This window comes from Streptomyces sp. AC550_RSS872 (assembly GCF_019049285.1).
Taxonomy (GTDB): Bacteria; Actinomycetota; Actinomycetes; order Streptomycetales; family Streptomycetaceae; genus Streptomyces.
The window spans coordinates 266,844-280,169 of sequence record NZ_JAGMUL010000092.1 but is presented as its reverse complement, the minus strand read 5'-3'; the positions used below and the strand labels follow the sequence as shown (position 1 = coordinate 280,169).

At 72.1% G+C, this 13,326-nt stretch carries 13 protein-coding genes; 5 read left to right on the top strand and 8 right to left on the bottom strand.

The window, feature by feature from the left end; all coding sequences use genetic code 11:
* Positions 1-17: 17 nt before the first annotated feature.
* Both KUM44_RS30855 and KUM44_RS30850 read left to right on the top strand, forming a co-directional pair.
* Positions 18-1,118 (top strand): MFS transporter, encoded by a 1,101-nt coding sequence (locus tag KUM44_RS30855; RefSeq protein ID WP_302186070.1) that lies wholly within the window; start codon positions 18-20, stop codon positions 1,116-1,118.
* A 166-nt stretch (positions 1,119-1,284) separates the two neighbouring features.
* Positions 1,285-1,899 carry a dihydrofolate reductase family protein gene (locus tag KUM44_RS30850; protein ID WP_217213041.1) on the top strand — a complete coding sequence of 205 codons (615 nt, stop codon included), beginning with the start codon at positions 1,285-1,287 and terminating at the stop codon, positions 1,897-1,899.
* Positions 1,900-1,941: 42 nt separating this feature from the next.
* Here the strand turns inward: KUM44_RS30850 and KUM44_RS30845 are convergent, their stop codons facing one another.
* Both KUM44_RS30845 and KUM44_RS30840 read right to left on the bottom strand, forming a co-directional pair.
* Positions 1,942-2,697 (bottom strand): dienelactone hydrolase family protein, encoded by a 756-nt coding sequence (locus KUM44_RS30845; protein ID WP_217213040.1) that lies wholly within the window; start codon positions 2,695-2,697, stop codon positions 1,942-1,944.
* A 132-nt stretch (positions 2,698-2,829) separates the two neighbouring features.
* A complete protein-coding gene (locus KUM44_RS30840) occupies positions 2,830-3,450 on the bottom strand; it encodes an L-threonylcarbamoyladenylate synthase (RefSeq protein ID WP_217213039.1) in 621 nt (206 codons plus the stop codon).
* Between the two features lie 180 nt (positions 3,451-3,630).
* Between KUM44_RS30840 and KUM44_RS30835 the strand changes: the two genes are divergently transcribed.
* Positions 3,631-5,163: a helix-turn-helix domain-containing protein gene (locus KUM44_RS30835; protein WP_217213038.1), complete on the top strand. Its 1,533-nt coding sequence runs from the start codon at positions 3,631-3,633 to the stop codon at positions 5,161-5,163.
* A 125-nt stretch (positions 5,164-5,288) separates the two neighbouring features.
* Here KUM44_RS30835 and KUM44_RS30830 read toward each other — a convergent pair whose 3' ends face one another.
* The 6 genes from KUM44_RS30830 to KUM44_RS30805 are packed head-to-tail and all read right to left on the bottom strand — an operon-like array spanning position 5,289 to position 10,679.
* Complete coding sequence (locus KUM44_RS30830) at positions 5,289-6,539, bottom strand: cytochrome P450 (protein ID WP_217213037.1); 1,251 nt, start codon at positions 6,537-6,539, stop codon at positions 5,289-5,291.
* Positions 6,536-7,774 (bottom strand): cytochrome P450, encoded by a 1,239-nt coding sequence (locus KUM44_RS30825; RefSeq protein ID WP_217213036.1) that lies wholly within the window; start codon positions 7,772-7,774, stop codon positions 6,536-6,538. The genes KUM44_RS30830 and KUM44_RS30825 overlap by 4 nt, the downstream gene beginning before the upstream one ends.
* Entirely contained in the window at positions 7,771-8,403 is a 633-nt protein-coding gene (locus KUM44_RS30820) for an ATP/GTP-binding protein (RefSeq protein WP_217213035.1), read from the bottom strand. Before KUM44_RS30820 ends, KUM44_RS30825 begins: the two co-directional genes overlap by 4 nt.
* A complete protein-coding gene (locus KUM44_RS30815) occupies positions 8,375-8,737 on the bottom strand; it encodes a DUF742 domain-containing protein (RefSeq protein ID WP_217213034.1) in 363 nt (120 codons plus the stop codon). Before KUM44_RS30815 ends, KUM44_RS30820 begins: the two co-directional genes overlap by 29 nt.
* Complete coding sequence (locus tag KUM44_RS30810) at positions 8,734-9,156, bottom strand: roadblock/LC7 domain-containing protein (protein WP_217213033.1); 423 nt, start codon at positions 9,154-9,156, stop codon at positions 8,734-8,736. The genes KUM44_RS30815 and KUM44_RS30810 overlap by 4 nt, the downstream gene beginning before the upstream one ends.
* Positions 9,153-10,679: an ATP-binding protein gene (locus KUM44_RS30805; RefSeq protein WP_254390322.1), complete on the bottom strand. Its 1,527-nt coding sequence runs from the start codon at positions 10,677-10,679 to the stop codon at positions 9,153-9,155. The genes KUM44_RS30810 and KUM44_RS30805 overlap by 4 nt, the downstream gene beginning before the upstream one ends.
* Before the next feature lie 293 nt (positions 10,680-10,972).
* Between KUM44_RS30805 and KUM44_RS30800 the strand changes: the two genes are divergently transcribed.
* Positions 10,973-11,209, top strand: coding sequence for a hypothetical protein (locus KUM44_RS30800; protein WP_217213032.1), 237 nt, complete (start codon positions 10,973-10,975; stop codon positions 11,207-11,209).
* Between the two features lie 317 nt (positions 11,210-11,526).
* Positions 11,527-13,260 (top strand): fatty acyl-AMP ligase, encoded by a 1,734-nt coding sequence (locus KUM44_RS30795; protein WP_217213031.1) that lies wholly within the window; start codon positions 11,527-11,529, stop codon positions 13,258-13,260.
* Positions 13,261-13,326 lie beyond the last annotated feature (66 nt).

Sequence of the window (13,326 nt, the reverse complement as noted above, 5' to 3'; positions counted from 1 at the left end):
CGCGTGAGGGTGGGACCATGAGCGAATTCAGGGCCGGGGACACGGACTTCCTCTTACAGCGGCGCGCGAGCGAACGGCCACGCATGCCGAGCGGCCTCATCGCGCTGACCGCGGCGACGGCACGGCTGCCCAGGAAGCAGGTCCTGGTGGGCCTGCTGGTGTTGTTCGTCATCGGCAACCTGTTGTCGGCGGTCGCGCCGAGCTATCCGGTGATGCTGCTCGGTCGGATCGTCGCGGCGCTCTGCCACCGCTCGTTCTTCGGGATCGGCTCGCTGGTCGCGCGCGACATGGTGGCGCCGGAGAAGAAGTCCCGCGCGGTGGCCGTCATGTTCGCCGGGCTGACCGTCGCGAACGTGCTGTGCGTGCCCTTCGGGGCGCTGTGCGGGGAGCGCCGGGGCTGGCGGGCGGCCTTCTGGGCGGTCACCGCGATCGGCGTGCTGGCGCCGGCGGGAATCGTCACGCTCGTCCCGGGCCGGGTGGACCGGGCACTGCCGCCGACAGCACGGCCCGCCGCCCTGCGGGCCCAGCTCCGGGCATTGCGGTCCTGGCAGGTCTGGCTGACCCTGGCGGCCACCGCGCTCGGCCACGGCGGGATGTTCGGCGCCTTCAGCTACATCGCCCACACGTTCACCGAGGCCGGGGGCTTCTCCTCGGCGGACGTCGCCTGGCTGCTGATGGTCTACGGCGTCGGTCTGGTCGTCGGCAACCTGTTCGGCGGCCGGGCGGCCGACCATGACAAGGATCGCACCCTGGTCCTCTCCCTGCTCGGCCTCACCGTCACCCTGGCCGTGTTCGGTCTCCTGGCGCAGAGCGCCGTCGCGTCAGTCGTCCTCGTGTTCCTGCTGGGACTGACCGGGTTCGCCGGTGACCCGGCCTGGTCACCCGCGGCACCGACCACGCCCAGGGCGCGGCACTCGCGGCCGGCGCCAACGTCTCGGCGTCCAACATCGGCAACGCCCTCGGCGCCTGGCTCGGAGGCCTGGCCATCACCGCGGGCCGGCTGCACGGCACCGCTCTACGTCGGCGCCGGGATCGTCATGACCGCGACGGCCGTCATGACCGTCGCGGCATACACGGCCACCACGCAGGGGGCCGCACAACAGAGGCTGATGACGTGAATCGATCCCGCTGCCCTCGGACACCGTCGTCGAGATCACCCCGACCTGCCCGTCGCGGACGGCATGCGCTCCGCCATCGTCCGCGCCACGGTGCCTGTCGAACGTGCCGGTCCCCGATCGACGTAAGAGTGGAGTCAATACACCCGAGGAACCAGGAGCACCCATCGTGATCGTGACCGCGGACATGGCCATCTCCCTCGACGGCTGTATCGCCGGACCCAATGTCGCCCTCGACAACCCGGGAGGGGACGGCGCCGAGCCGCTCTTCGAGTGGATCCACAACCTGGCGAGCTGGCGGGAGCGCCAGGGCATGACCGGAGGGGAGGAGAACCGGGACTCCGAGCTGATGCGCGAGTGGTTCGACGCCACCGGCGCTGTGGTCATGGGCCGGATGATGTACGACACGGGCGAGGAGTTCTGGGGCGAGAACCCGCCCTTCCGGACCCCGGTCTTCGTGCTCACCCACCGCCCCCGGCCGACCCTCCTCAAGGAGGGCGGCACCACCTTCACCTTTGTCACCGACGGCATCCACAGCGCCCTCGACCAGGCCAAGGCCGCCGCCGGTGACAGGAACGTCGACATCGCGGGCGGGGCGAGCACCGTGCGGCAGTACCTCGGCGAGGGGCTCATCGACGAGCTGCAACTGCACGTGGTGCCCGCGCTCCTCGGCGACGGTCTGCGGCTCTTCGAGGGGCCGGGCCTCGGGCGGCGGGACCTCGAACCGGTCCGGGTGGTCGACACCCCCCTCGCCACCCATCTCAAGTACCGCTTCGTCAAATGACCGGGCCCACCTGGTCGTCCGCGGAAGTGCCGGCCCCGGCGGTCAGAAGGTGCGTTTCAGCAGGTCCAGCAGCGCCGCCCAGTGCCGCTCGTCGCCCTCGCGATGGTAGGAAGCGGTGTCGGCCTGGGTGAACCCGTGCCCCGCACCGGGGTAGACCTCGCAGCGATGCCGGACCCCTGCCCCGGTGAGCGCGGCCTCCAGGCGCTCGATCTGCTCGACGGGCAGGGACGGGTCCTGGTCGGCGTGGCCGAAGTACAGCTCGGCGGTGATGTGTTCGGCCACCAGGTGCGGACTGTCCGGCTCCTCGGTGGCGAGCCGGCCGCCGTGGAACCCGGCCGCCGCCGCGACCCGGTCCGGGAACGTGCCGGCGGTGAGCAGGGACAGCCGGGCGCCCATGCAGTAACCGGTCAGCGCCACCGGGCCGTCGGCCGCGACCGGGCAGTCGGCCAGCCGGCGCAGATAGGCGTCCGCGTCCCGCATCGCCGCCTCGGGCGTCAGCGCCTGCATGACCGGCATGATGCTCTGGAAGATCTCCGGCCGGGCCCCGGGGTCGATGAACTCGGGCAACTCGAACACCGGAGCGCGCCCGTGACGGTAGAACACGTTCGGCACCAGCACCGTGTACCCGGCCTCGGCGAGCCGGTCCGCCATCGCCCGCAGCTGCGGCCGCAGGCCGAAGGCGTCCATGTACAGCAGCACTGCGGGGCGGGGCTCGCCGTCGGCGGGACGGGTCAGATAGGCGTCGGCGGTGCCGTCCTCGGTGGGGATGTCGACGGCGGTGCCCAGTACGGAGGTCATGGGGGCTGCCTCTCTGCGCAGTTCACGGCGAACGGGTCGCCACCCGGTGGAACCGGGTCGCGCACATGGTTTCATGCAGCATTCAACGACCCACGGCACCCCCTGCTGTTTGAGGACCGCTTGGGGGCCGCTTTACTCGAACCGGGACGTGTCGCCCGCTCCCTTCCGCACGATCTCGGCCTCGCCACCCGAGAAGTCGATCACCGTCGTCGGTTCGGTGCCGCAGTCCCCGGAGTCGACCACCGCGTCCAGCACATGGTCCAGCCGGTCCTTGATCTCCCAGCCCTGGGTCATCGGCTCGTCCTCGTCGGGCAGCAGCAGCGTGCTGGACAGCAGCGGCTCCCCGAGCTCGGCGAGCAGCGCCTGGGTGACGACATGGTCGGGGATGCGCACGCCGACTGTCTTCTTCTTCGGATGCTGGAGCATGCGCGGAACCTCCCTCGTCGCGGGCAGGATGAACGTGTAGCTGCCGGGCGTCGACGCCTTGATCGCGCGGAACACGTCGTTGTCGACCCGCACGAACTGGCCGAGCTGTGCGAAGTCCTGGCAGACGAGGGTGAAATGGTGCCGGTCGTCCAGGCGGCGAATGGCCCGGATCCGGTCGATGCCGTCACGGCTGCCCAGCCGGCAGCCCAGCGCATAGCAGGAGTCCGTGGGATACGCGATGAGCGCACCGGAGCGGATGCTGTCGGCGACCTGGGAGATGGTGCGCGACTGAGGGTTGTCGGGGTGCACGTCGAAGTACTTCGCCATTCGCCGAGCCTATGCCCTGAGCCCCCTGCGGCGACGCAGGCCCGGGCAGACCGGCGGATTGCGCGCCGGGTTCCCGGGAAACCCGTCCACGGCCCGGCGCCGACTTGCCGCCGCGCGCGGGTGAGGTAACGTCCCGAGCGGTATGCCGTGAGTGAAGTGCAGGGCGAGGTGAAGGCCGACGTGGCTGGCAGAGAGGACGGGGTTCGTCAGACAGGGACGGGCGGCGCCGACACCTCGGTGTGGGCGCAGGAGTTGCTGGACCACCTGCGGCCGAACGGGCGGGACGTCGGCCGGGTCGTCGCGTGGCTCGCGGACGCCGTGCGGGGCACCGCCTCACTCCAGGACGACACCGGCACCCTGCTCGGCGGAACACGGCCGGACCTGGACGACAGCCTCGTCGCGGCCGTCGCCGCCGGACGCATCGCCTCCGCCGCCTGGGAGGGCCAGGGCCGCCACCTGCGGCTGGTCAGGGTCGCGTACCCGAACCCCGTGTCCGCCGGTGTGCTCGCGGTGTCGCGGGAGGTGCCCTTCGACCGGCGCGCCTCCGACATGATCACGCGTACCGTCCAGGTCATCGAACTCCTGCTGAAGGCGAGCGAGACGGTCGCGGCCGGTCACCGTCTCGCGCAGGCGACCTCCGATCTGCGCCTGGCCATCCTTCAGTTGCTGATGGTGGAGGACACCGTCTCCGCCCGCCGCGTCGCCGCCGGACTGTGGCCCGGTCTGCTCGACACCGACACGGCCTGCGTCCATGTGGTCGAGACCCCCGCCGACGAGCGCGACCGGCTTGCCGAGGAATGCCTGGACGTGACCGCAGAGCGGGCCCTGGTCGTGCTCTGCCCGGCGGTGGACGAGCACGTCATCGTCGTGACGCCGGACGACGGCGAGGCCCGGGTACTGCGGTCGCTGATCGGCCCGCGCCCCCGCACCTTCATCGGCGGCAGCGCCCGGCAGAGCCTCGCCCGCACCGCCGCCGCGTACGGGCAGGCCGTCAGCGCCCTGGCCGTCGCGCACTTCCGCCCCGACAAGGCCGCGGTCTACGCCGAACGCACCCACCCCGAGCGCCTGATCGACCCGGCGCCCCTGCGCGGCTGGGCCGCCCGGCTGCTGCACCCGCTCGACACCCTGGCGCACCACACCCGCGCCGAACTGCTCGCCACCACCCGGCTGGGCCTGGAGTTCACCGCCGTGAGCGCCGCCAAGGTCCTCGGCGTCAGCCGCAACACCGTCCGCGCCCGCATGGAACGCGTGGAAACCCTCCTGCGCACGGACTTCTCCGACCTGACCGCCCGTGCCGTGGTCCACCTGGCGCTCAACACCCAGGTCAGCCTCGCGGACGCCCCCGCCGACGACCGCACGTCGGAAGAGAGCCAGGCCTCGCTGCGCGACCTGCTCTCCGGACCCGCCATGCACACCTGGGCGCAGGACGTCCTCGCACGCCTGGACAAGGACACCCGGGACCTGCGCCGCACCCTGCGCACCTGGATCGCCGAGGGCGGCAACGCCGAACGCGCGGCGCAGACCCTCGGCGTCCACGCCCAGACCGTCCGTGAGCACGTCCGCAGCGCCGAACCCGTCCTGGAACGCCAGCTCCTCGCCGGTGGCAGCGACCTGTACGAGGTCGTCCTGGCCCATCTCGCGGTGGGCGATCTGGATCAGCCCGCACTGCCGGCGACGAAACCGGGCCTTCCGGACTCACTTGTGCACAGGTGAGTCCCCGCGGCGGCGCATCGGGCACCGACGCGATACCCAAGCGCTCCGCCGCAGACGTAGGTTCGACTTCCCGCGGGGGCACGACCGGAACGGGGGACCGGTCGCGTCCCCGCGCACGCACCCGTTCAGGCCCGCAGCCGCACCGGGATCTCCTGCCAGCCGAACGCGATGAACGACGGCACCTGACGCAGCTCCTTCTCGTCGACAGCCAGCCGCAGGTCGGGGAAGCGGTCGAAGAGCGCGGGCAACGCGGTCCGGGCCTCGACGCGGGCCAGCGGAGCGCCGATGCACCGGTGCACCCCGATCCCGAACGCCAGATGGTCCTCCGCCCCGCGCGACGCGTCGAAGCTGTCCGCGTCCGGCCCGTAGTGCACGGGATCCAGCCCCGCGGCGGCGAACGTCGTGATGATGGCGTCCCCGGCCGGCACCGTCACGCCCCCGACCTCGATGTCGGAGACGGCGAAGCGCAGGGGAAGCGAGGCGATCGACGGATGCACCCGCAGCGTCTCGTCGATCACCGCGTCCCAGCCGATCTCCCCGGAGCGTACGGCGGCCAGTTGCTCGGGGTGGGTCAGCAGGGCGACGACCGCGTTGCCGATGAGATTGACGGTCGTCTCGAAGCCGGCGCCGATCACCAGCAGCAGGGTGTAGACGAGCTCCTCGTCGCTGAGCCGGTCGCCGTCCTCGTCGCGCACCCGGATCAGCTCGGTCGTCAGATCGTCCCCGGGGTGCTCGCTGCGGTGGGCGATCAGCGCCCCCAGCACCGTGCCGATCTGCTCCTGCACGAACGCGGCGTGCTCCGGGCTCGGGTCGGAGGTGTCCATGATCGCGGCGATGAGGGTGCCGGTGTCCTCCCGCAACTCCTCGGGCACGCCGAACAGTTCGCAGATCATCCGCATCGGCAGGGGGAGCGCGAGCCCGGCCTTCAGATCCACCGACGACCCGCCGTCATCGAGGGAGCCGAGGGAGCCGAGGGCGTCGAGCAGCTCGGCGGTGATGGCCTGCACGCGGGGCCGCATCATCTCCGTGCGCCGCTGGGTGAAGCTCGGCGCGACCAGCTTGCGCAGCCGCGCGTGGTCGGCGCCGTACGCCGAGAGCATGTTGACCACGCCGACCCAGCCCAGGATCCAGCCCCAGGAGGGGTGTTCGCCGATCTTTGGCCACAGCTGCCAGTGCAGCCGCGGATCCTTGCTGACCCGTGGGTCGAGGATGAGTTCCTTGAGGGTGTCGTAGCCGGTGGGCGCCCATGCGGGGATGCCGCCGGGCAGCTCCACGGGCACGATCGGGCCGAGGGCGCGCAGCCGGGCGCTCTCGGCGGCGATGTCGGCGCCGAACGGGTCGATGGCGAATCGGTCGATGCGGTCGGTGGCGGTCACGAGGGCACTCCTGGCTGATCGGGGGAGCGAGGGCTGAACCGGACGGGCAGGGAGGTCAGCGAACGGTGGAAGGGGCCGGGCCGCCACGTCAGGCGCGCCCGGGGCAGCACCGGCTCCAGGTCGGGCAGCCACTGGGTGAGCCGTTCGATCGCCTCGGTGGCGATGAGCAGCGTGTGCTGCCGCACCGGGCACGCGTGCGGGCCCGCCGACCAGGACAGATGCGAGGCGTCCTGGGGATGCCGCCCGTCGGTGACCTCCTGCTCGGCGAAGTACGCGAGCGCCCCGTAGGAGACGACCACCGGCACCGCGGCCCTGATCCAGGTGCCGTGGAAGGACACCGGGCCCCGGGCGTAGTGGATGCCGTAGTTGGCCAGCGGTGTCTCGTGGTGGAGCACCTCCACCACCGCGTCCGTCACGGGGCGGGCCCCGCTGGTGAGGGTGGAGTAGTACAGCGGGTTGCCGAGGATGCGGGACAGCGCGTTGGACACCAGGTTGGCCGTCGGCTCGTGCCCGGCGCCCAGGGTGAGGAACACCTGCCAGGTGACCTCCTCGGGAGTGAGCCCGGCCGGGTGGTCCAGCAGCCGGCTCGGCAGGTCGTCGCCCCGGCGCTCGGCTTTGGCCGCGATCAGCTCCAGTACGTAGCCGCCGTACTCCGCCTCGCCCTCGGCCGCATCGGCGCCGCCCTCCATCATCTTGCCCAGCGCGCCGTCCAGCCGGTCGCTCTGGCTGTCCGGCAGCCCGAAGAGGTTGTTGAACACCAGCGCCATCAGCGGTCGCGCGAAGTCGCCCACCAGATCGGCCTCGCCCTTCGGCCCGAACCGGCCCACCAGCACCCGCACCGCCCGGTGCACCCGCGCCCGCAGATCGTGCGGCTCGATGAGGTCGAACGTGTCGATGAGCGAGGTGCGGTACCGGACATGGGCCGCGCCGTCGGCGAACAGCGCGTTGGGCCGCCAGCGCATCATGCCGAGGATCGGCGCATCGTCGGCGACCGTGGACTCCCACGGCCGCGGATCGTGCGAGAACGTCTCCGTGTCGTGCAGCAGATCCAGCGCGGCCTGCCGGTCGGTGACGACGTACGCCGGCACCCCCGGCGCCAACTCCGCCCAGCCGACTGGCCCCTGGGCACGCAGGGCCTCGTAGTAGCGATACGGGTCCAGGGCGAAGCCGTCCTCCCACAGCCGCACGGGTGCCGAGCGGGTGAAGGCCTGCCGGTCGGGGGTGTGGGTGGTCACCGGGCGTCCTCCGGAACGTTGCGGTCGATCAGGTGCTGGACCAGCGCGAGCAGCGCGTCGACCGACGAGCCCGCGTCCCGCGCGTCGCACGTCACCATCGGCGTGCCCGCCTCCAGGTCCAGGGCGGCGCGCAGTTGCTCCTCGGTGTGGTGCCGGGGCGCGTCCGGGAAGGCGTTGAAGGCGACGGCGTACGGCAGCCCCGACTCCTCCACCAGCCCCAGCACGTCGAAGGACGCGTCGATCCGACGACTGTCGACCAGGACGAGGGCGCCCAGCGCCCCGTACGCGATGTCGTCCCACAGCGCCCGGAACCGCTCCTGCCCGGGCGTGCCGAACAGATACAGCACGACCCCGCCCGGCAGGCTGATCCTGCCGAAGTCGACGGCGACGGTGGTCGTCGACTTGTCCCGCACCCCGGCCAGATCGTCCACCTGCGCGGACGCCTCGCTGAGCGGCTCCTCGGTGTGCAGCGGCCGGATCTCGGAGACGGAGTCGATCAGGGTCGTCTTGCCCACGCCGAAGGGGCCGGCGACCAGGATCTTGACCAGGTCACGGGCGGTGTCGGGCAGGTGGATGCCCTGCGCCGTGCCCGGTGCGGGGCTAGTCGTGCTTGAGGGCGCGAAGGCCATCGGCCACTCTCTCCAGCAGGTCGGGGTCGAAGCGTCCGGCGGGCGGGATCGGCGCGCGGGCCAGCACCAGCTCCCGGTCGACGAGTTCGCCCGCCAGGACCCGCACCGCCGACACCGGCAGCCGCAGCAGCGCCGCGGCCTCCACGACGGTCAGCGACCCGTCGTCCAGGGCGTCCAGCAGGGCGAGTTGGGCGGCGGGCAGACCGGCGGGCGGCGATGTTCCGGTGCCGGTGAGCACCGACAGCCGCTCCAGCTGAGGCCGGCTGGGCCGGGCCACGCCACCGGTCGACAGGTACGCGGGAACCAGGGGACGGCCGCCAGGGCGGCCCGTCATGCCGGTGCGCCGCCGTCGGCATGCCGGGCCGCCGCGGCCATCGCCTTCTCGCCGAGTCTCGCCACCTGCGAGTGCACCCGGTGCGCCAGCAGGTCCAGGCGCACCTCCTCGTCCCCGTAGGCGGCCACGCAGGTGCCGTGGTCCGTCGGCACGATCAGCACATATCCGTGGTCCGACTCGATGACGACCTGCCGTACCTCGGCCCGGTCCAGGTCGGCGAACGCGGCAGCCGCCGTACGGCACGCCCCCTGCACGGTGCTGGTGATCGCGGCCACCCGCTCGGCCGAGGCCTGGGTGAGGGCGTCCGTGTACCCGGTGACCAGCCCGTCCCGCGTCAGCAGTACGGCGGCCACCACGTGCGGTACCTCCAGGATCGGTTCGAGCACCCACGCCGTGTCTCCCGTGTCGCGGCTGGTCATCGAGCCGTCCCCCCTTCGTGGACGTTCTGGTCGGTCGGGTCGCTCTGGTCGTTCTGGTCGCTCTGTTGGTTCTGGTCGGTCCGGTCCAGGTGGTCCGCTGCGGCTTCGGGCTGCTGTCCGGCCGCTCGCTCGGTCTCCGGTACGGCGGTGGAGGCACCGTCGGTGCGCTCACCGTCGGAGCGGGCCGCGGCGGTCCCCGCCTGGAGCGCGCCCAGGGCGGCGGCGGCCTGCTCCGGCCGGCGCACCGCGGGCCGCGCCTCGGGCACGTCCCGCGCCGCGGCGGCCACGCGTGTACGACGCCGGCGCCGGGGCAGACCACCGGCGTCGCGTGGAGCGTGATGGCCGGGCAGGGCGTCAGCGGCTTCGTCGTGCTCGGCGCCGTAGCCGTGACCGTGCGCGGTGCCGGACGCCTCCGGCCGGGGCTCGACGGCGGCCTCGTCGCGGGATGCCTTCCGGGTGGAGCGCGGAGCGCTCGCCGCGGGCGGTCGTTCGGTCGGGTCGATGGCGCTGAGCAGATGGCTGTCGACCCGGAGCACGGCCCGTACCCCGCCGTACGGCGACGGCGAGGAGAGATCCACGCTCAGGTCGAACTGCCGGGTCAGCTGCCCGATCGCGGCGAGCCCCATGCGCGGTGGATCGCCGAGGTCGGTCAGCAGGATCGGCTCGGACCCCGCCACCAGCCGCTGCGCGCGGGCGCGTTCGTCCTGGGTCATGCCCAGGCCCGAGTCGTCGACGGTGACGCAGACGCCGTGGTGGACGTGCTCCAGGTTGACCACGACATCCGTGTCCGGCGCGGAGTGCCGCAGCGCGTTGTCCAGGAGCTCGGCGACGATGATCGCGACCGGCTCCACCGCGTGGGACACCAGCCCGGTGCCCGCGGCCAGATGGTTGTGGACACGGACCCGGTGGTAGCCCGCGAGCCGGGCCTGACCTCCGGTCACCGCCTCCACCAGGTGCGAATCCTCGCGGGCGAGCCCGACCCACGCCCCGCACACCACGGCTGCGACCTGCGCCCGCCGCAGCGACTGCTCGTTCTCGTGGTCCAGTTGGAACAGGGTCTGCGCCAACTCGGGGTCGTCGTACTTCTGTTGGAGCTGCCGCAAGGCGTCCTGGAGCCGGTACAGGGCTGCCTGGATCTCGCGTGTCGCCCCGCGCATGCCCGCCTGTGCGGCGGCGTCGATCCGCGTGCGCTGTGCGGCCAGCTCGGTGCGCAGCCCGGTCAGCACCTGCTCCAGGGCGAGGTCCAGTTCGGAGCCCGCGGTCTGCGGATGCAGCGGCCCCGGCACGGTGACATGGGGGTGCGCCAGCTGCCGGGCGGCGGCGGGGACGCGCTGCTGCGCCAGGTGCTCCACCTCGGCCGTGAACGCCTGGAGCACGGCCTTGAGTTGGCGGCGCAGCCCGTCGATCTCGGCACGCTGCTTCGCGTGTTGCCGCTGTGCGCGCAGCAGACCGCCGCCCAGGGCGAGCGCGGACAGCATGCCGACGGCGAGACCGCCGGTCGCCAGGTCCGGTAGTTCGATCATCGAGTCGGATTCCCAGGAGTCGGTTCGGGGACAGTCGGGCAGGGCTGGTTCCACGGCCGTGGGGCGAGGCGCTCGGAGCACAGTACACACCGTCATCGACCGATCTCGCACGGTCGATCGATACTTCATTTCGAAACTGCCGGGACTCTGCTCACTTCTGCGCGGACTGTCTGAATTGGCGTACAACATACGGGAGTTGACGCGGATGTCTGTCCCGGCCGGCGCGGTGTGTGTCCGCTCGGACGACGGGTACTCGGCGAGGCCAGGAACGACCACGCCGGAGGAGGCCCTCAATGACCAGCGGCATCGAGACCGGTGGCGTGACCGGTACACAGGACAAGGACTACAACCTGATCTGGTACGTGGAGGCGTGCCTCAGCAACGCCCTGCGGCTGGAGGGCTACATCGAGGACGCGGAACGCGGCAAGGACACCGAGGTGGCCGACCTGTTCCGCAAGGCCCAGGCGGACAGCCGCAAGGGCGCCGAGCTGGGGAAGACGCTCCTGCGCAGGCGGCTGAACGGCGGCTGACCGAGCGGCGGTTCGAGGCCCGGACATCGCGAAGCCGGTGTCCGGGCCTTCGTCTGCCCCTGCGGGCCTTCGCCCGGCCGGGAGTGGTGACGGGCCGTGGGCGGCGTGCGTCACTTCGCGAACCCACCGTGGACACATAGGGTTTACCTCCGTTCGGCCCGTCGACCGAACGGAGTTGCTATGGTGCTACTCGCCGGTAGCAAGTCGAACGGGGACGGGTGGGGGGCCGGGTCGACCGAGGTTGCCGTGCCCGTCCAGTGCCCGGCTCTCGAACTCCAGTTCCTCGCCCACCGATCCAGACAGGTGAGACTCGCCACATGGTTCGATCCCTGGTCGATCTGCTGACCCAGCACGCCGCGCACCACCCCGACCGAACCGCCTACCGCCACCTCGTCACCGGCGACTGCGACGGCGAGATCCAGGAGATCTCCTACGGCCCTCTCGCCGCCCGTTCCCGTGCCGTCGCCGCCTGGCTCCAGGGGCGCGGCCTGGCCGGTACCCGCGCCATGCTGCTCTACCCGCCCGGCCTGGAGTTCATCTGCGGCTACCTGGGCTGCCTCGCCGCGGGTGTCGTCGCCGTACCGGGCGTCCCGCCGCAGGGCCGTGTGCACAACCACCGGGCCCTGACCAGGATGAAGCGGCTCATCGCCGACGCCGACGCCAAGGTGATCCTGGGCGACCGCGCGGTGATCACTGCGCTGTCCGGCATGGCGGCGCAACTGCCCGAGCTCGCCGACATCACCTGCGTCGCCACCGAGGACATCCCCGACGAGGCGTCCGCCGCCTGGCGCGAGCCCGATCTCACCGCCGACTCCGTCGCCTTTCTCCAGTACACCTCCGGCTCCACCTCCGCCCCGCGCGGCGTGATGGTCACCCACAAAAACCTGCTGGACAACGAGCGGATCCTCACCGAGTCCATGGGGCACACGCCGGACACCATCGAGGAGTACGGCCATGAGATGTTCGTCAGCTGGCTGCCCGTGTACCACGACATGGGCCTCATAGGCCCCGTCCTCAACACGGTCTACCTCGGCGTGACCGCCACCCTCTTCTCGCCGCTGCATTTTCTCCAGCGGCCCCAGCGCTGGCTGACCGCGATCAGCCGCTACCGCCCGCACACCAGCGGCGGCCCCAACTTCGCCTACGAACTCTGCCTGAAGCACACCGGCCCCGAACTCCTGGACGGCCTCGACCTCAGCAGCTGGAAGGTCGCCGTCAACGGCGCGGAACCGGTCCGGGCCGCCACCCTGCGGCGCTTCACCGAGACCTTCGCCCCGGCGGGCTTCCGCCGCGAGGCGCTCCACCCCTGCTACGGCCTCGCCGAGTCCACCCTGATGGTCACCGGGAGCACGGCCCACACCGCGCCCACCCTCCTCCAGCCCGCCGAATCCGGCCCGCACGCCGGCCAGACCGACGCAGCGACCGTCAGCTGCGGCCGCCCCGGCCGGCACGTGACCGTCGTCATCGCCGATCCCCAGCGGCACGAAGAGCTGCCCGACGGCGAGGTCGGCGAGATCTGGGTGCGCGGCGCGAGCGTCGCCAAGGGCTACTGGCGCAACGCCCTCGCCACCCGCGAGACCTTCCGCGCCACTCTCGCCGGCCACGAGGGACGCTTCCTGCGCACCGGCGACCTCGGATTCCTGCACCACGGCGAACTCTTCGTCACCGGCCGCCTCAAGGACCTCATCGTCATCGACGGCCGCAACCACTACCCGCAGGACCTGGAACTGACCGCCGAAATGGCCCACCCGGCCCTGCGCCCCGGCTGCACCGCCGCGTTCTCCGTCGACGCAACGGGGACGGGAGCCGGTGGGGAACAGCCCGTCATCGTCGCCGAGGTCGCCCCGGACGCGGCGCCCGAGGGCGAGAAGATCACCGATGTGGTCCGCGGCGAGATCGGCGAGGCCCACGGCCTGTCGGTGCGTGACGTCGTCCTGGTCGAGCCGGGCACCATCCCCAAGACGTCCAGCGGCAAGATCCAGCGTCACGCCACCCGGGCGGCCTACCTGAACGGCACCCTCGCCGCCGTCCCCGCGCCCGACCCGAGCTGACACCGCCCGGTCGAGCGTCGGACGCCGTCCGCCGTCCGGCCGTAGGTCCCGCCGCGCCGCCACGCG